The 17,347-nt window shown below is 65.7% G+C and carries 15 protein-coding genes; 9 read left to right on the top strand and 6 right to left on the bottom strand.

All coding sequences use genetic code 11. The features are described 5' to 3' along the window. Positions 1 to 247: 247 nt before the first annotated feature. The 7 genes from ACYVN4_RS15460 to ACYVN4_RS15430 are packed head-to-tail and all read left to right on the top strand — an operon-like array spanning position 248 to position 9,775. Entirely contained in the window at positions 248 to 1,225 is a 978-nt protein-coding gene (locus ACYVN4_RS15460) for an ABC transporter permease (RefSeq protein WP_460721563.1), read from the top strand. Beyond that, a complete protein-coding gene (locus ACYVN4_RS15455; RefSeq protein ID WP_460721561.1) occupies positions 1,225 to 2,151 on the top strand; it encodes an ABC transporter permease in 927 nt (308 codons plus the stop codon). The genes ACYVN4_RS15460 and ACYVN4_RS15455 overlap by 1 nt, the downstream gene beginning before the upstream one ends. Continuing rightward, positions 2,148 to 4,031, top strand: coding sequence for an ABC transporter ATP-binding protein (locus ACYVN4_RS15450; RefSeq protein WP_460721559.1), 1,884 nt, complete (start codon positions 2,148 to 2,150; stop codon positions 4,029 to 4,031). Before ACYVN4_RS15455 ends, ACYVN4_RS15450 begins: the two co-directional genes overlap by 4 nt. A gap of 12 nt (positions 4,032 to 4,043) precedes the next feature. Beyond that, the gene (locus ACYVN4_RS15445; protein ID WP_460721557.1) at positions 4,044 to 5,708 is read left to right on the top strand and encodes an ABC transporter family substrate-binding protein; all 1,665 of its coding nucleotides are present in this window, start codon (positions 4,044 to 4,046) and stop codon (positions 5,706 to 5,708) included. 32 nt (positions 5,709 to 5,740) lie between these two features. After that, positions 5,741 to 7,408, top strand: a complete 1,668-nt coding sequence (locus tag ACYVN4_RS15440) for an ABC transporter family substrate-binding protein (protein ID WP_460721555.1) — start codon at positions 5,741 to 5,743, stop codon at positions 7,406 to 7,408. Between the two features lie 46 nt (positions 7,409 to 7,454). Then, positions 7,455 to 9,125 carry an ABC transporter family substrate-binding protein gene (locus tag ACYVN4_RS15435; protein WP_460721553.1) on the top strand — a complete coding sequence of 557 codons (1,671 nt, stop codon included), beginning with the start codon at positions 7,455 to 7,457 and terminating at the stop codon, positions 9,123 to 9,125. Further along, positions 9,122 to 9,775, top strand: a complete 654-nt coding sequence (locus tag ACYVN4_RS15430) for a hypothetical protein (protein WP_460721551.1) — start codon at positions 9,122 to 9,124, stop codon at positions 9,773 to 9,775. Before ACYVN4_RS15435 ends, ACYVN4_RS15430 begins: the two co-directional genes overlap by 4 nt. A gap of 8 nt (positions 9,776 to 9,783) precedes the next feature. Here ACYVN4_RS15430 and ACYVN4_RS15425 read toward each other — a convergent pair whose 3' ends face one another. The 3 genes from ACYVN4_RS15425 to ACYVN4_RS15415 form a co-directional block, all read right to left on the bottom strand. Continuing rightward, the gene (locus ACYVN4_RS15425) at positions 9,784 to 11,034 is read right to left on the bottom strand and encodes an allantoate amidohydrolase (protein WP_460721549.1); all 1,251 of its coding nucleotides are present in this window, start codon (positions 11,032 to 11,034) and stop codon (positions 9,784 to 9,786) included. A 68-nt stretch (positions 11,035 to 11,102) separates the two neighbouring features. Next, positions 11,103 to 11,462: a hypothetical protein gene (locus ACYVN4_RS15420; RefSeq protein WP_460721547.1), complete on the bottom strand. Its 360-nt coding sequence runs from the start codon at positions 11,460 to 11,462 to the stop codon at positions 11,103 to 11,105. A 154-nt stretch (positions 11,463 to 11,616) separates the two neighbouring features. Next, positions 11,617 to 12,366, bottom strand: a complete 750-nt coding sequence (locus tag ACYVN4_RS15415; RefSeq protein WP_460721545.1) for a lysophospholipid acyltransferase family protein — start codon at positions 12,364 to 12,366, stop codon at positions 11,617 to 11,619. 99 nt (positions 12,367 to 12,465) lie between these two features. Here ACYVN4_RS15415 and ACYVN4_RS15410 point away from each other — a divergent pair, with 99 nt between their 5' ends. Further along, positions 12,466 to 13,332 carry a hypothetical protein gene (locus ACYVN4_RS15410; RefSeq protein ID WP_460721543.1) on the top strand — a complete coding sequence of 289 codons (867 nt, stop codon included), beginning with the start codon at positions 12,466 to 12,468 and terminating at the stop codon, positions 13,330 to 13,332. Positions 13,333 to 13,377: 45 nt separating this feature from the next. Then, the gene (locus tag ACYVN4_RS15405) at positions 13,378 to 14,922 is read left to right on the top strand and encodes a Rieske 2Fe-2S domain-containing protein (protein ID WP_460722685.1); all 1,545 of its coding nucleotides are present in this window, start codon (positions 13,378 to 13,380) and stop codon (positions 14,920 to 14,922) included. Between the two features lie 56 nt (positions 14,923 to 14,978). Here ACYVN4_RS15405 and ACYVN4_RS15400 read toward each other — a convergent pair whose 3' ends face one another. The 3 genes from ACYVN4_RS15400 to ACYVN4_RS15390 form a co-directional block, all read right to left on the bottom strand. Further along, positions 14,979 to 15,191 (bottom strand): BP74-related protein, encoded by a 213-nt coding sequence (locus ACYVN4_RS15400; RefSeq protein ID WP_460722683.1) that lies wholly within the window; start codon positions 15,189 to 15,191, stop codon positions 14,979 to 14,981. 86 nt (positions 15,192 to 15,277) lie between these two features. Beyond that, entirely contained in the window at positions 15,278 to 16,297 is a 1,020-nt protein-coding gene (locus ACYVN4_RS15395) for a MauE/DoxX family redox-associated membrane protein (protein ID WP_460721541.1), read from the bottom strand. A gap of 107 nt (positions 16,298 to 16,404) precedes the next feature. Next, positions 16,405 to 17,340, bottom strand: coding sequence for a DMT family transporter (locus ACYVN4_RS15390; protein WP_460721538.1), 936 nt, complete (start codon positions 17,338 to 17,340; stop codon positions 16,405 to 16,407). Positions 17,341 to 17,347: the final 7 nt, after the last annotated feature.

The raw sequence follows: 17,347 nt of genomic DNA, 5'->3' as shown, positions 1-17,347 counted from the left end.
AGGTGAAAGAGCGTCACCTACTCCATCCTGCCTCGAGCGCTCACGCCCGCGCCCGTGGATTACGGGCGATGCCGTACAAACGAGACCTTCCGGACACCCACCCCGGTCACCGCGCCCACACCCTGTTGCACTTCGAGAGCCACACGCAATAACACACCGATTGCCGGAGCGTCTCTCATCCGTACCCCGCGTTTACGGTTTCCTGTCCCTATGATCTGGGGTCAGTACTCGACCCCGGAAGGGCATGATGGCCGGTTATCTGCTGCGACGAGCGCTGAACTATGTCGTGCTGCTGGTGCTGGCATCGTTCCTGGCGTTCACGGTGTGCGCGTTCACGTTCACACCGTTGGATCAACTGGAGCAACGCAATCCGCGACCACCCCAATCGGTGATCGACTCCAAGCGCTCCGAACTGCACCTGGACCAGCCGATCCCGGAGCGCTACCTGTCCTGGGCCGGCGGCGTCGTGTTGCACGGCGACTTCGGCAAGACCATGGCCGGGCAGCCCGTGAAGGAGGAGCTGGGTCGGCGGATCGGAGTCAGCTTGCGGCTGCTGGTGATCGGCTCCATCGTCGGCACCGTGCTCGGTGTGCTGATCGGTGCCGCGAACGCCATCCGGCAGTACAAGTTCAGCGACTACTTCAGCACCATCGTGTCGATGCTGCTGCTGTCCACGCCGGTGTTCCTGCTCGCCACCCTGCTGAAATACGGTGCGCTGGAGATCAATCTGGCCACCGGGAAGCAGATCTTCCTCTATACCGGCGAGACATCGGCGACGGCGGTGCACGGCCTGTGGAATCAGTTCGTCGACCGCGCCCAGCACATGCTGCTGCCGACCCTCGGCCTGGCGCTCGGCGCGATGGCGGGATACAGCCGGTACCAACGCAACGCGATGCTCGACGTCCTCGGCAGCGACTTCATTCGCACCGCCCGCGCCAAGGGTCTGACCCGAACCCGCGCGCTGTACAAGCACGGTCTGCGCACCGCCCTGATCCCCATGGCGACGTTGTTCGCCTACAGCTTCGGCGGTCTGGTCACCGGCGCGACCTTCACCGAGAAGATCTTCGGCTGGCACGGCATGGGTGAGTGGCTGGTGGATTCCATCCACTCGCAGGACATCAATGTGGTCCTGTGCGTGACGCTCTTCGCGGGCGTGGTGATCCTGCTGTCGGGCCTGCTGTCCGACATCGTGTACGCGATTCTCGACCCCAGGGTGCGTGTCTGATGACCGAGGTGGAGACCATCATCCAGGGCGCGCCGCAGGTCGCGGCGGCCGGACGCCGCAAACTGGTGTGGCGGCGGTTCCTGCGCAACAAGCTCGCGGTGAGTGCGGGGATCATGCTGATCCTGCTGTTCGTGATCGCGTTCACGGTGCCGCACTTCCTGCCGTACGCCTACACCGATATCGACACCACGGCGAAACTCCAGCCGCCCAATGGAAAACATCTGTTCGGCACCACCTCGCTGGGTGAGGATGTGCTCGCGCAGACGCTGCACGGCCTGCAGAAGTCGCTGATCATCGGTTTCGGCGCGGCCTTCATCTCGGCGATCATCGCGACCATCGCGGGATCGGTGGCCGGGCTGCTCGGGCGCTGGGTCGATCGCGTGATCATGTGGATCGTCGATCTGTTGCTGGTGGTGCCCAGTTTCATCTTCATCGCGTTGTTCGCGCCGAAGACCAAGGGCAACAGCTCGGTGATCCTGCTGGTGGTGCTGATCTCGGTGTTCGGCTGGATGATCTCGGCTCGGATGGTGCGCGGCTTGTCGCTGACCCTGCGGGATCGTGAATTCGTGCGCGCCGCACGGTATATGGGCGCGTCCACCTGGACGATCATCACCACCCACGTGGTCCCGAACATCGCCTCGATCCTGATCATCGACACCACGCTCGCCATCGGCGGCGCGGTCATGTCCGAAACCGGTTTGAGCTTCCTGGGTTTCGGCGTGCAGCCGCCCGACGTCTCGCTGGGCTCACTGATCGGCGACTACTCCAAGAACGCGCTCACCTACCCGTGGACGTTCATGTTCTCCGGCATGTTCCTGGTCCTCATCGTGGTGTCGGCGAACCTCATGGGTGACGGACTGCGCGACGCCTTCGACCCCAGCGCGAAGAAGGCGCGGGCGAAGCAGGCACGAAAGGCCGCGAAATGAGCCAGGATTCGGCCGAAACCCAGGGCCACGAACGGTCCAAGACCACCGCGCCACTGCTGGAAGTCTCGGACCTGCGTGTCTCCTTCCCCGGCGAGGAAGGCCGCGTCGACGCGGTGCGCGGGGTGAACTTCACCGTCAACGACGGCGAAGTGCTCGCCATCGTCGGTGAGTCGGGCTCCGGCAAGTCGGTGTCCTCGATGGCCGTGATCGGCCTGCTGCCCGAACAGGCCCGAGTGCAGGGCTCGATCCGGCTGCGCGGCCGGGAATTGCTGGGGCTGGGCGACCGGGAGATGTCCAAGCTGCGCGGCAGCAAGGTGTCCATGGTGTTCCAGGACCCACTCTCGGCGCTGACCCCGGTGTACCGGATCGGCGACCAGATCGCGGAAGCCCTGCTGGCGCACAAGAAGATGAGCAAGCAGGAGGCGGGCGCCAAGGCGATCGAACTGCTGGATCTGGTCGGGATTCCGGATGCGGCCCAGCGGGCCAGGTCCTTCCCGCACGAGTTCTCCGGCGGCATGCGCCAGCGCGTGGTCATCGCCATGGCCATCGCCAACGATCCCGAACTGATCATCTGCGACGAGCCCACCACCGCGCTCGATGTCACCGTGCAGAAGCAGATTCTCAATCTGCTGCGCAAGGCGCGCGACATCACCGGCGCGGGCGTCATCTTCATCACCCACGACATGGGCATCGCGGCCACGCTGGCCGACCGGGTGGCCGTCATGTACGCGGGCCGGATCGTCGAAACCGCCCCGGCGCAGGAGCTTTTCACCGCACCGCGGATGCCGTACACGGTCGGCCTGCTGGGTTCCATCCCGCGCATGGACGGTCCGGCGCGCACGGCACTGATCCCGATCGTCGGCACCCCGCCCGCCATGCACGCCCTGCCGCCGGGCTGCTCGTTCGCGCCGCGCTGCCCGATCGCGATCGATGACTGCAAGGCGGCCGAACCTCCGTTGCAGGACACCGCTCCGGGGCATCGGGCCGCGTGCATCCGTACCTCGGAGGTGAGCAGCGCGGACCTGTTCACGGCCTACCGCAAGGAGATCGAGCCGCCCGAGGAGGTCGCGTCCGTCGATACCTCGCGGGTGGTCATGCAGGTCACCGACCTGCGCAAGACCTTCCCGGTCACCAAGGGCGTGGTGTTCCAGCGCCGGATCGGTGAGGTGAAGGCGGTCGACGGCATCAGCTTCCGGATTCAGGCGGGCCGCACGCTCGCGCTGGTCGGCGAGTCCGGATCCGGCAAGTCGACGACGCTCACCCAGATCATGGATCTGGTGCGGCCCGAGGGCGGCAGCATCGAAATCCTCGGATACGACATCGCGCGGCTGACCCATCAGCAGCGGCGCGAGATCCGGCGCAAGATGCAGATCGTCTTCCAGGATCCGTCGGCCTCGCTGGACCCGCGGCTGCCCATCTCCGATGCGCTGGCCGAGCCGCTGCGCATCGACGGGCGTTCCCGCGACGAAATCGACCGCCGGGTACCGCAATTGCTCGAGCAGGTGGGCCTGCGCCCGGAGCACTCCGACCGCTACCCGGCCGACTTCTCCGGCGGCCAGAAGCAACGCATCAATATCGCGCGCGCCCTGGCCCTGGATCCGGAGTTGCTGGTACTCGACGAGCCGGTGTCGTCGCTGGATGTGTCCATTCAGGCCGGTGTGCTGAACCTGTTGCGCGACTTGCAAACCGAGCGCGGCCTCTCGTATCTGTTCGTCTCACACGATTTGTCCGTTGTGCGTAATCTTGCCCACGACATAGCGGTCATGTACCGCGGACAGATCGTCGAATACGGACCCGCAGAACGTATCTTCGCCAGTCCCGAGCACGAATACACCCGCGCACTGATCGATGCGGTGCCGGTACCGGTGACAACACGATAGGACGGGTCTCGCATGCGGATTGGACGAGCCTGCACGGCAATGGTGCTGGTGAGCGGTCTGGGGTTGGCGGCCTGCAGTAGCAGTACGCCGGCCCCGACGGGGACCGGCACGCTGGGCATGACCGCGGACGTCAATCCGCATCCGCGCGACGACATCAAGGACGGCGGCAACCTCCGCCTGCCGACGCCGGAGATTCCGGTCAACTGGAACGCGCAGCAGATCGACGGCAATGACGGCGATTACGCGGACATCGAGCGTTTCATGCTGCCGCGCGCCTTCAATACCGACGCTGCGGGCAATCTCAGCGTCAACCACGACTACTTCACCGATGTGCAGTTGACGTCCACGAGTCCGCAGGTGGTGACCTACACCATCAACCCCAAGGCGGTGTGGTCCGATGGCAGCCCGATCACCTGGGAAGACCTTGCCTCCGAGGGCAATTCGCTGAGCGGCAAGAACAAGGACTTCCAGATCGCGATCAGCAACGGTTTCGACCGGGTGGCGAAGATCGAGCGCGGGGTCGACGACCGGCAGGCCGTCATCACCTTCGACAAGGGCTACGCCGACTGGCGGGGACAGTTCTCGGGCAACTCCATGCTGTACCCGAAAGCCGTGACGGCGACCCCGGATTCGTTCAACAAGTCGCTGGTGAACGGGCTCCCGGTGTCCGCGGGGCCGTTCCTGCTGCAGAACATCGACCGCACCAACGGCCTGATCACCCTGACCCGCAACCCGAAGTGGTGGGGCAATACCCCGAAGCTGGACACCGTCACCTTCCGGGCGCTGGACAGCAATGCGTGGACCCAGGACCTGCAGAACAACGAACTCGACGCCGCGCTGCTGCGCACCCTGCCCGATCTGCAGGCGGTTCGCCAGGTGCAGAGCCTGCAGGTTCGGCACGCCGCGTGGAACCGGTGGCGGTACTTCGCCTTCAACGGCGCTCCGGGCTCCATCCTCGCCGATCAGCAAGTGCGCGTGGCCATCTCGAAGGCCATCGACCGGCAACGGATCGCCGACACCCTGCAGAACGGCATCGTCGACAAGCCGCAGCCGCTCAACAGCCAGGTCTTCCTGCGCGGTCAGCACGGGTACCAGGACGACGCCCCCACCTTCGATCCCGCGGCCGCCGCCACGGCACTCGATGCGGCAGGCTGGGTGAAGCAGGGCGACGGCCGCTTCAAGGACGGTAAGAAGCTGACCATCCGCGACGTCTTCGTCCAGGACGACGCGCATCTGCAGGTAGCCAAGCTGATTCAGCAGGATCTGGGCAAGATCGGCGTCGAGATGACCATCGAGCCGCACCCCGCGCAGCGCTTCTTCACCGACATCCTGCAGACGGGCAACTTCGATGTGGCCCAGTTCCTGCTCTCCGGGGACGCCTTCGTCTACAGCAGCCTCCCGCAGGTCTTCGGGTTGTACGCCAACGACATTCAGCTCAACTACGGGCGCGTCGGATCGCAGGACCTGAACGATCTCATCGACCGCACGCTGTCGGAAGTGGATCCCGACAAGGCCATCGCGCTGGCCAACCAGGTCGATCAGCAGGTCTTCGCCGAGGGGCACTCGCTGCCGCTGATACAGGACGAAGGCAACTTCGGGGTACGGTCCGATCTGGCCAACTTCGGGTCGCCCGGACTGGCTTCCTACGACTACACCAGTATCGGGTACCTCAAATAAGACGACAGCCGTCTCGGCGGAAGGAGCGGTCCATGCGGATACGTTCGACCATGATTCGACTCGCGATCCCCATGGTCGCTCTCGGGATGGTGGTGACCGGGTGTAGTTCCAGCGCCAACGAGGGCGGGACCGCGGCACTCGGGATCATCAACAACATCAATCCGCACCCGGTCTCGGACCTGAAGGACGGCGGCAACCTGCGGCTGGCGCTGACCTCGTTCCCCGCGTCGTTCAACGCGCTGCACGTGGACGGCAATGTCGATGACACCGTCAGTGTCATCTCGCCGGCGCTGCCCACGACATTCAACAGCACCGCGGCGGGTGAGCTGAGCGTCAATCACGACTACTTCACCGATATCCAGCTGACCTCGACCAATCCCGAAGTGGTCACCTACACCATCAATCCGAAGGCGGTGTGGACCGACGGCTCGCCCATCACCTGGGAGGACCTGAAGTCGCAGTGGCAGGCCAACAATGGCAGCAACCCCGATTACCAGTCGGCGTCCGTCTCCGGATACGACCACGTCGGCAAGGTCGAGCGCGGCGTCGACGACCGGCAGGCCGTGGTCACCTTCAGCCAGCCCTACGGTGAATGGCAGAGCGTCTTCGGGGTGATCTACCCGAAGGCGGATACCGAATCTCCGGCGGCCTTCAACGATTGGGCACGCAACTCGCTCCCGGTCAGCTCGGGCCCGTTCATGATCACGAACATCGACCGGACCCAGAACCGGATCACGTTGGGCCGCAACCCCAAGTGGTGGGGTGACACGCCGAAGCTGGACAGCATCACCTTCAGCGTCCTCGATTACACCGCGATCGTGCCCGCCATCCAGAACAACGAACTGGACGAGGCCTACGTCTCCGGGCTCGAGGCCGTCACCGGCGCCAAGCAGGCACCCAATGTCGAGATCCGGCGCGCCCCGGAACCGACCTACGGCTTCATCGCCTTCAACGGCGCGCCGGGATCGGTGTTCGAGGACCAGAAGCTGCGAGTGGCCATCGCCAAGGCCATCGATCGGCAGACCATCGTCAACACCAGCCAGCACGGCATCGTCGACGACCCCAAGACCGTGAACAACCACGTCTACATCGACGGTCAGAAGGGCTACCAGGACAATTCGCAGGACGTGGCGTTCAACCTGGACCAGGCGGGCAAGGAACTCGACGCTCTCGGCTGGGTCATGAAGGGTGACGTCCGCGAGAAGGACGGCAAGCAGCTCTCCATCCGCGATGTGATGTACCAGCAGGACTCCTGGGTCGACACCGCCAAGATCATCCAGGCTGATCTGAAGAAGATCGGCGTCAAGATGGACATCCAAACCGTCCCCGGCACCGGCCTTTTTACCAATGTCATCGACCCGGGCAACTACGATCTCGCGCAATGGAGCCGTAGCACCAGCGTGCAGCCGATCGGCGCGTTGAAGCAGTTCTACTACTACGACCCGAAGAACTGGCAGGGCAACAAGTCCCGCATCGGGTCGCCGGAACTCAACGCGGTGATCGATCAGGCTATGGCCGAATTGGATCCGGCCAAGGCCATCGAGCTCGCCAACAAGGCCGACAAGATGATCTGGGACGAAGGGCATTCCATGCTGTTCAACCAGGCGTCCGGCACCCACGCCGTTCGTACCAACCTGGCCAACTGGGGTGCGTTCGGCCTGGCCACCGCCGATTACACCAAGATCGGATTCCTCAAGTAGGCCAGCCCGTCATGACCGCAGCCGGCCGCGGCGAAGGGAGCGTTTCATGTGGATAGGTCCGACCCTGTTCCGACTCGCGATCCCGATCGTCGCGGCCGGACTCGTCGTATCCGGATGTAGTTCGGATACCGGAGGCACCACCGGGAGTGGGGAACTCGGCACCACCAACGACATCAACCCACATCCGGTGTCGGACCTGAAGGACGGCGGCACGCTCCGGCTGCCGCTGACCTCCTTCCCGGCGTCGTTCAACTACCTGCAGGTGGACGGCACCCTCAGCGACACCGCGGCCGTGATCGCCCCGCTGCTGGGTTCGCCTTTCGTGAGCAACGCGGCCAATGAGCTCAGTGTGGACAAGAACTACTTCACCGATGTCCAGCTGACCGGCACCAGTCCACAGGCGGTCACCTACACCATCAATCCCAAGGCGGTGTGGAGCGACGGTTCGCCCATCACCTGGGAGGATCTGCGGTCGGAATTCCAGGCCCAGAACGGTTCCGACAACGCGTACCAGGTGTCCTCGACCGACGGTTACGACCGCATCGACCGGGTCGAGCGCGGGGTCGACGACCGGCAGGCCATCGTCACCTACAAACAGCCCTACAGCGAGTGGAAGGGCATGTTCTCGCCGCTCTATCCGAAGGCGGCGACCGAATCACCGCAGGCGCTCGACAATTGGGCGCGCGATTCGCTGCCGCTGAGCGCCGGGCCGTTCGTGATCACGAACATCGACCGCACCCAGAATCGAATCACCCTGGGCCGCAACCCGAAATGGTGGGGCGACACCCCGAAGCTGGACACCATCGCCTTCAGCGTCCTCGACTACAACGCCATGCTGCCCGCCGTGCAGAACAACGAGCTGGACGTGGCGGCGGCGTCGGGACTCGAAGCGGTCACCACCGCGAAGAACTCACCCGGCGTGGAAGTCCGGCGTGCGCCCGCGCCCGGGTACTCCTTCATCGCGTTCAACGGTGCGCCCGGGTCCATCGTCGAGGATGTGCGGCTGCGCCGGGCACTCGCCAAGGCCGTCGATCGGCAGAAGATCGTCGAGAACTTTCTGCAGGGGGTGGTCGACAACCCGAAGGCGGTCGGCAACCATGTCTACGGCATCGGACAGCATGGCTACCAGGACAATTCGGCACCACTGGCCTTCAACCTCGATCAGGCCGCCAAGGAGCTCGACGAGCTCGGCTGGGTCCGCAACGGCGACGTCCGGGAGAAGGACGGCCGGAAGCTGGTCATTCGGGATGTCATGTACCAGCAGAACTCCTGGGTGGACGATGCCAAGATCATTCAGGCCGACTTCCAGAAGATCGGCGTCAAGCTCGATATCCAAACCGTGCCGGGGCAGGGCCTTTTCACCAATGTGATCGACCCGGGCAACTACGATCTCGCGCAGTGGAGCATCGGCGGTACTTCGTACCCGCTCGGGATCCTGAAGCAGCTCTTCTACTACAACCCGAGCAACTGGCTCGGCAACAAGTCCAAGATCGGATCGCTGGAACTCAACGCGGTCATCGATCAGGCGGTCGCCGAACTCGATCCCACGAAGTCCGTCGAACTCGCCAACCAGGCCGACGCCATGATCTGGGACGAGGTGTGGTCGCTGCCGTTCAACCAGCCCGCGGGCACCGTCGCCGTCCGCAAGACGCTCGCCAACTACGGCGCCTTCGGATTCGCCGACAAGGACTACACCAAGATCGGCTTCCTGAAGTGATCCTGCGAACCGGACATCCGTTGGCCTATCCGGCGTTCGTGACGTTCGGGACCCTGGCGATCATCCTCGTTGGGATCCCGCTCGCCGACGCGGAGCAGGTAGCGGCGCTGGGGACGGTAGGCCTGATCATCCTGGGCTACACCGGTTTTCGGTTCGCCGTCGCGGCGGGGTACCTGCCGACCGGGTTGCCGGGTGGAGAGCCGCGCGAGGCCGCGGTGCGGCGGGTGCGACAGCAGCATCGGCTGCTGAGCCGGTCCTGGCTGGAGTGCACGGTGACGGGCAAACCGGTGTGGCTGCCGGTGTATTTCGATCCGATACTGGTGACATTCACCCAGGAGACGGCCGAAATCTCCGGGCGCACAGTGTCCGTCGACGGAGTTCGGTTGTATCCGGCCGGACGGGTGCGGGATTCGGAGCCGGTGGGGAATCTGGTCGACAATCCGGCGCGGCCCGACCCGGAGGCACTGGGCCGCACCGGAATCGGGCGACGCCTGCTGCTGGACGCGCAGTCGGCGATCGCGGCGCCCTTCATCGGATTGCTGTGGGTATACACGGCGGGCGGAGGCGTGCCGGGGTTCGTGGGTGCGACGGTCGTGGCGGCCGCCGCGTCGATCTGGCTTTCCGCGGTCCGCGGGTCCGACCCGAGCTGACCGCCCGCTTACGGCTCGACCACCCACGCCGCCATCACATCGGCCAGCGCAGACGCACCGGCATGACAGTCCGCCGCCTCGGCGAACTCGGCCGGAGAGTGTGAGACACCGGTCGGGTTGCGCACGAACAACATCGCGGTGGGAACGCGGTCGGAGAGAATGCCGGCATCATGCCCGGCCTGCGTCGGAATCACCGGGATATCGCCGAGATGTGACAGCGCGGCGGCAAGGCGTGCCCGCGGTTCGGCCGGGAAATCGACTATCGGCGTGACAGATTCGGCGCGCACCGCAAGCTCGACACCCTCCTCGCCCGCATGAGTCCGGGCCAACTCGGCGATACGCGCAACCAAGGCATCCAGGGTGGGCTGATCAGCGGCACGAGCGTCCAGCCAGGCCCGCACCCGCGACGGAATCGCATTGGTGCCGTTGGGAGCAACCAGCACCTTGCCGAACGTGGCCACGGCTTCCCGCGCCGCCGCCTCGACCCGCGCGGCCCGCACCGTGGCCGCGAACGGCAACATCGGATCATGCCGATCCACCAGCCGGGTAGCCCCGGCATGATTGGCCTCCCCGTCGAACTCGAACTCCCACCGCCCGTGCGGCCAGATCGCCGAAGCCAACGCCAACGGCCGATCCACCAGATCCAGCGCCCGTCCCTGCTCGACGTGCAGCTCTACAAAGACCCCCACCCGCTCGGTGAGCGTGGCGTCCGCACCCAACGTCCCCGGATCCCGCCCCACCCGAGTCAGCGCCTCCGCCAACGTGATCCCCTCCCCATCCCGCAACCCCAACGCCCGCTCCGGCGCCAACACCCCGGTACTGAGCTGAGATCCGATGCAGGCCACCCCGAACCGCGCCCCCTCCTCATCGGTGAACGCCACCACGGCGACCGGAATGGCGAGCTCGACCCCACGGGCGCGCAGCAGGTCGACGGCGACGAACGCCGACACGATCCCCAACGGCCCGTCGAAGGCTCCCCCGTCCGGCACCGAATCCAGGTGCGAGCCGGTGACGAACGCCCCCTTGGGATCCCCCACCCAGTTGCGGGGCAGCCACCACGCCCACAGATTCCCGTTGCGGTCCTCCTCGACCTCCATCGATCGGTCCGCCGCGCACCCCCGGAACCACTCTCGCAGCGTCAGATCCGCGTCCGACCACGCGTACCTGCGATACCCACCGCTGTTCCCGTCTCGCCCAACGGCCTCGATCTCGCCCCACATCGGATCGAAAACTCGTCCCACGCCCGCCGATTCACCCATGGCCCCGAGTCTGCCCCGCCACGTCCCATCCGACCATGCACCCCGGCCGCCAACGGTCGGTATTCGGGTCAGCGCACGGTGAAGTTCCAGATGCCAGCGCAGGCGCCTTCACGAAACTTGGTATCGAACACCCAACTGCCGTCCGGGGCGTTGAGATTCCAGTTGCCGTCGGGTGACAGCAGGTAGTTCCCGGCGTCGTCCGCGAGGGGCGTAACAGTGCGTGCGGAGATGTCGTAGCCCAAACCGGGCGCGTTTCCGATCGGCGTGCTGTTCACCACGATGTGAATGTCGTTATAGCTGTCGTTCGCAATGGTGAGGCAGGCACCTCGACCAGAAGGGTCGGCGGCGGCTTCCGGAGCGGTTACGGCCAGCGCTGCGGACAAAACCGCGGACACGAGTCCGACACGGGTGACGACGGTCTTCATCATGATATTCCTCTCGAAAGCTCCCCCCGGAGGAGCGCTGAAGTCATTGAGCCCTAAGGTCTTTCGACTTCTGCAACGCTATCCGCGCAACTTTCGAGATCCTCAACGGAAGCTTGGGGTCCCCCAAGCCTCCTGTCGTCGGCCTCGCGTGTCCGCGCTATTCGGGCTGTTGGGCGCGGCGGGCGGCCTTTTCGGCGGCTTCGGCGGCGTCCATGGCGTTGGCCTCGTCGAGGGTGGGGGCGGTGCCGCCGAGGCGGGCGGGGACCCAGTAGGCGCCGGGTTCGTGGGTGTAGTCCTGTTGGAGGTCGAGGAGCATTTCCTGCATGGTCGAGTGCAGTTGCTCGGTGAGGGCGGAGGCGGGTTCGAAAGGCTGGATGGGTTTGCCTACCGCGATGGAGACCGGAGTGTTGGTGCGGCCCAGGCGTTTCGGGTAGCCCTTGGTCCAGACGCGTTGGGCACCCCAGATGGTCATGGGGATGATGGGGACGTTCGCTTCGATGGCCATGCGGGCCGCGCCGGACTTGAAATCCTTGATCTCGAAGCTGCGGCTGATGGTGGCCTCGGGGTAGACGCCGACCAGTTCGCCGGAGCGGAGGCGGCGCACAGCCTCGTGGTACGACTCGGTGCCGGCGCCCCGATCCACCGGAATGTGCTTGAGGGCGCGCATGATCGGGCCGGAGATGGAGTTGTCGAAGACTTCCTTCTTGGCCATGAAGCGGATGTAGCGCTTCGTGGCACGGGCGGGCAGGCCCGCGTACGTGAAGTCCATGTAGCCGGTGTGGTTGATCGCGATGACCGCACCACCGGTCGCCGGAATGTTGTCTTCACCCTTGACGGTGAACTTCAGGCCCTGCAGCGCGAAAATGGTGCGGGCCAGCCCGATGACGGGGTAGTAGACGGGTTCCACAAGTCCGCTAGCGTAGTCGCTGCCCGCGCGGCATCCAGTGATCCAGGTAACAGCAATTCAGTTGATGTGACTTCTCGACACTGAAAGAGGTTCGCAGTAGTGGGAAACGGCCGGACGGCATTGCGTGAACATCTCCGCAAGGGGCTGGTCGGAACGCTGATCATCGGGTTGGCGTGGCTGGCGAACGGCTGTGATTCCAGAGTCGGGATCGAGGGCACGGACTGGGAGGCCGAACCCGACGAGACCGCCGCGACCACCACCCCCGCACCGAGCACGACCGCCACCTCGGTCGACGGAGTGGGAGCGGTGCCGGGTCATCCGGAGGCCGCCGCCGCGGTGGCGCGTTGGGTCGCCGACCTGCGCGGCAAGGGAATCGACGAGGTGGCCGAGCGCTGCTGGACCATGGCACCGCGCAATGTGCGCACGATGTATGCCGACCCGCAGGCCATCCGCGAGGCGCTGACCGGACCCGGCGTGGCCGACGGCACGACCGTGACCTGGCAGAACGCCGCGTTCACCGTCACCGCCCAGGACCGCGACATCGCCACCGGATACGCCTGCCCGCACGTGTATCCGACCGGCGCCGAGCCCGGATCCTCTGCGCCGAATGCCCAGTTCAACGATGCCGATGCACGACACACGGTGCGGCGCTACCTATCCCGCGCGGTCGGCAAGCCGATCGATCCGAGCGACAAGGAGGACGCGTACCCGCTGATCTGCGCGGCGGGCCGCACCTGGGATCCGGACGGGACGGGTAAAGCGATCATGGTGCCGCTGGCGATGAACCCGTCCAAGCCTGGCACGGTAAAGACCTTCGTCGACGATTCCCTCAAGTCGGAGTGGCCGCGCGGCGGCTACATCACGGTCTCCGTCCCGGTCACCACCGGCACGGGAAATCAGACAAAGCAGATATACACCTTGAAGTCCGGCTCCGAGGGTTACTGCATCGGCGACGTCTCGGGCTAGCCAGTACTCTGGGTGGCTGGTAACGGTCAGGGAGGAATGAAGCTCGTGCAGATCACCAGCGTCGGACACGCCGGGTTCCACATCCGAACCGCGGCCGGGACGATCCTCTGCGACCCGTGGGTCAACCCCGCTTACTTCGCATCGTGGTTCCCGTTCCCCGACAACACCCAGCTGGACTGGGACGAGCTCGGCAACTGCGATTTCCTCTATGTCTCGCATCTGCACCGTGATCACTGGGACGCCAAGCACCTGGCCGACAAGGTGAACAAGGACGCCACCGTCCTGCTGCCCGACTACCCGGTGCCGGATCTGAAGCGGGAGCTGGAGCAGCTCGGCTTCACCAAGTTCGTGGAGACCGAGGACTCGGTCAAGACCACCATCACCGGTCCGGGCGGCGACCTGGACATCATGATCATCGCGTTGCGCGCCCCCGCCGACGGTCCGATCGGCGACTCCGCCCTGGTCGTCGCCGACGGGGAAACCGTGTGCTTCAACATGAATGACGCGCGCCCGGTCGACATGGATGTGCTGCACGACGCCTTCGGGCACGTGGACATCCACCTGCTCCAGTACTCCGGGGCCATCTGGTACCCGATGGTGTACGACATCCCGACCAAGACCAAGGCCAACTTCGGCAAGCAGAAGCGGCAGCGCGGCATGGACCGCTGTCGCTCCTACATCGAGCAGGTCGGCGCCACCTGGGTCGTGCCGTCCGCCGGGCCGCCGGTCTTCCTCGACGACGAACTGCGTTACCTCAACGACGATCGCGGCGACGAGGGCAATATCTTCCCCGACCAGATCGTGTTCCTGGATCAGATGAAGATCCACGGCAACGACGGCGGGCTGCTCATGATCCCCGGCTCGACCGCGGATCTGCGTGGCAAGGAACTGACCGCGCTCACCCACCCGGTCGACCCGGACACCATCTACGGCGACAAGGCCGCCTACATCGAGGACATGGCCCAGCGCATGGCCCCCGTGCTGGCCGCCGAGAAGGCGAGTTGGGCTCCGGCCGAAGGCGATCCGCTGCTGCCCGCGCTGAAGGCCAAGTTCGAGCCGATCATGGCGCAGTCCGATCTGATCTGCGACGGCATCGGCTACCCGGTCAGCCTGGTCATGGGCGACGAGACCGTGGTGCTGGACTTCCCCAAGCGGGTCGTGCGCGAACCCGTCGAGGGAGAAGGCAAGCACCGCTACGGATTCCGCATCGCGCCGGAGTTGGTACGCACCGTGCTGCGCGACGACGAACCCGACTGGGTCAACACCATCTTCCTGTCCACGCGCTTCACCACCTGGCGCATCGGCGGCTACAACGAATTCCTCTACACCTTCTTCAAATGCCTCACCGATGAGCGCATCGCCTACGCCGACGGCTGGTTCTCCGAAGTGCACGACGATTCCGCCTCCACCGAACTCGACGGCTGGGAAGTGCAGCGCCGCTGCCCGCACCTGAAGGCGGATCTCTCGAAATTCGGTGTGGTCGAGGGCAATACACTGACCTGCAACCTGCACGGCTGGCAGTGGGACCTGGAATCCGGCCGCTGCAAGACGTCCAAGGGTCACGAGCTGCGCTCGAAGAAGCTGGTCTGACCGGGTGATTCCGGTCGGCACCGCGCGGTGCCGACCGGAAATCCGAGCTCAGCGGGTCAGCCCTGAACCTCGGAGTCCTTCAGCTCACGGGTGAGTCGTGAGGACCACGGACACCACACGCACCCGGGCAGGAATGCGCCGCACGCCTCGTCGAGATTGTCTTCGAGGTATTCGATGCTGGAATCACACACTTCGATCGCCACGGTGAAGAACGAGATGGTGTTCGGGTCGAGCGAGAAATCCCAGCCCGGGTTGTTTCCCTTCGACAGAGCGATCGGGTTAGGCAGGACCTGCTAGTCGATGGTAAGGCTCACAAACCGGATTATTCGTCTAATTCGATTGCGTACCAATGGGTTTAGAGAACCGCCCCGTTTGTTTGCGGACTCGACGGTCGCCCGGTCCGCTTCGCCTGAACTATCAAGTCCCGCACCGCCATCGCACCGCGCGCAACCGGGGCCGCCACCCGGCCCTGCTCATTGATCAGCACCCCCGAGGGCGTGCCCCGCACCCGGTATCGCAGTGCCGCCTCGTTACCCTGCTGCACCAGCATCGGAATCTCACCCAGGCCCTGCTCACGACCCCACGCCGCATGCTCGTCGACATCACCGTTGCCCAGCACCGCGATGGTCAGCGCCGACTCCGACCGCGCCTGCCAGCGCGGCAGCTCCCGCGCGAGGGCGGCACACATCTCACAGTGCGGGTGCACGAACACCAGCAGCAGTGACTTTCCGGGCGAGAGCAATTCATCCAATCCCGCGCGCCCACCGGCGGTATTCAGCACCTCGAATTCCGGTGCGACCGCTCCCGGCGGCAGCCCCTCCCCGCCCAGCGTCGAGAGGACCTGTTCGTCCAATCGCCGCCGCAGCGAACGCAACTCACCCCACAGCGAGACCAGCACCGCCCCGAATCCGGCCGCCACCGCCATCGCGACCGTGTGATCGAGCGGCAGTACCCCGGGTACTTCCGAATCCACCAGCGTCGCCACCACCGTCCACCCGGCCAGGGCGATCAGCACGATATTGCGGATCACGGTGCCGCGCCCGATCGGTGCCGCACTGGCCGCACCGAAACAGGAACAGGACGGCCGTCGGCCCTGCCGCAGCAGCCGCACCACCGCGCCGGTGAACATGCCCAGCAGCAGGATCGCCAGCAGGATCGCGGGCGCGGCCGTCCACGGCGGCAGCATCGCCACCGCCACCAGCGCCTCCACCGCGGGCAGCCCCCAGGCCACCGTCGGTACCCAGGTCAGGGGTATGCCGAACTCCCCCACCGCTTTCCGGGTGCCCGGTCCATCGGCGAACTTTCCCCACGCCGACAGTCCGAATACGACGGCCAGCACCAGACGCGCGGCCCACACCGCGTAGTCGACAGCCATGACCGCACCATCGCACACTCATATGGACGGCGAATTACGAATCCCCCGAACAGCTTTCATACAGAAAGCTGGGAGGTGCCGCCGGACGGGCGATCCGGCACCCGGATTCAGCCTCGTGATCGGGCGGCGGCTGCGACGGCGACGAAGGTCAGCAGGCAGCCGACGACCGCCCAGACGGACAGTCCAGTGCCGGTCGGCGCGACCACATCCAGCACCAATGCCGCCAGCAGTTGGCCTGCCACCGAGGTCAGGCCGAGCAGCAATACTCCGATCCAGCGCACCGTCAGGACCGCGAGTGCCACGAACACGATCCCGATCAGGCCGCCGAGATACAGCCATGGGGCGGTGGGCAATTGCCCGAGTCCGCCGCGATGAACCAGCACCGCGGCCTCGATGACCACCAGCGCGGCGGTGCCGGTCGCGAAGTTCGCGAGCGTCGCTGAGAACGGTCCACCAACCACCCCGACCCGGCCGTTGACCGCCTGTTGCCACGCCACCAGCAGCCCCGCGACCAGCGGCAACACCACCAATAGCACCGACGTCCCGCCATGCCCGAACGAGCCGGATCCATTGCGCCCCACCGCCGCGAGCAGCACCGCCACCAGTCCGAGCGCCGCCGCCGCGATCCGCCACGCCGTCACCGGCGTCCGGCCACCCGGCCCCCACCCCAGCCGATCCACCACCAGACTGCTCACCACCTGCCCCGCCACCGCCGCCACGGTGAAGGTGGTCACCCCGATCGTCGCGACCGTAAGCCCTTGACCCGCAACGAAGAACGCGCCAGAAATGCCGCCCAGCAACTGCCACCACCGCAGCTCGCCCGACCGCAGCGCGACCCGCACTCGTCCCACGCCCGCACGCAGGTGCCCGCTGCAGGCGAACACCACCGCCAGAATCAGCAACCCGCTCCCGAAACTGATCGTCGCGGCGGCGATCCCATCCCCGAGCCGATGCCCCAGCTCACCATTGATCCGCGCCTGCGTCGCCACGGCTACGCCGATGGAACCCCCGAACCCCAACCCCAGCCACCGCCGCAACGCCACCGCCCGA

This window comes from Nocardia heshunensis, assembly GCF_054782115.1.
The sequence above is the reverse complement of the archived record's forward strand: the minus strand, read 5'-3'. Positions and strand labels throughout refer to the sequence as shown.

Excerpts from the sequence above, each read along its gene's own strand:
- ACYVN4_RS15460 (WP_460721563.1), top strand. The coding sequence starts at position 248 with ATGGCCGGTTATCTGCTGCGACGAGCGCTGAACTATGTCGTGCTGCTG.
- ACYVN4_RS15455 (WP_460721561.1), top strand. The coding sequence starts at position 1,225 with ATGACCGAGGTGGAGACCATCATCCAGGGCGCGCCGCAGGTCGCGGCG.
- ACYVN4_RS15450 (WP_460721559.1), top strand. The coding sequence starts at position 2,148 with ATGAGCCAGGATTCGGCCGAAACCCAGGGCCACGAACGGTCCAAGACC.
- ACYVN4_RS15445 (WP_460721557.1), top strand. The coding sequence starts at position 4,044 with ATGCGGATTGGACGAGCCTGCACGGCAATGGTGCTGGTGAGCGGTCTG.
- ACYVN4_RS15440 (WP_460721555.1), top strand. The coding sequence starts at position 5,741 with ATGCGGATACGTTCGACCATGATTCGACTCGCGATCCCCATGGTCGCT.
- ACYVN4_RS15435 (WP_460721553.1), top strand. The coding sequence starts at position 7,455 with ATGTGGATAGGTCCGACCCTGTTCCGACTCGCGATCCCGATCGTCGCG.
- ACYVN4_RS15425 (WP_460721549.1), bottom strand. The coding sequence starts at position 11,034 with ATGGGTGAATCGGCGGGCGTGGGACGAGTTTTCGATCCGATGTGGGGC.
- ACYVN4_RS15420 (WP_460721547.1), bottom strand. The coding sequence starts at position 11,462 with ATGATGAAGACCGTCGTCACCCGTGTCGGACTCGTGTCCGCGGTTTTG.
- ACYVN4_RS15395 (WP_460721541.1), bottom strand. The coding sequence starts at position 16,297 with ATGGCTGTCGACTACGCGGTGTGGGCCGCGCGTCTGGTGCTGGCCGTC.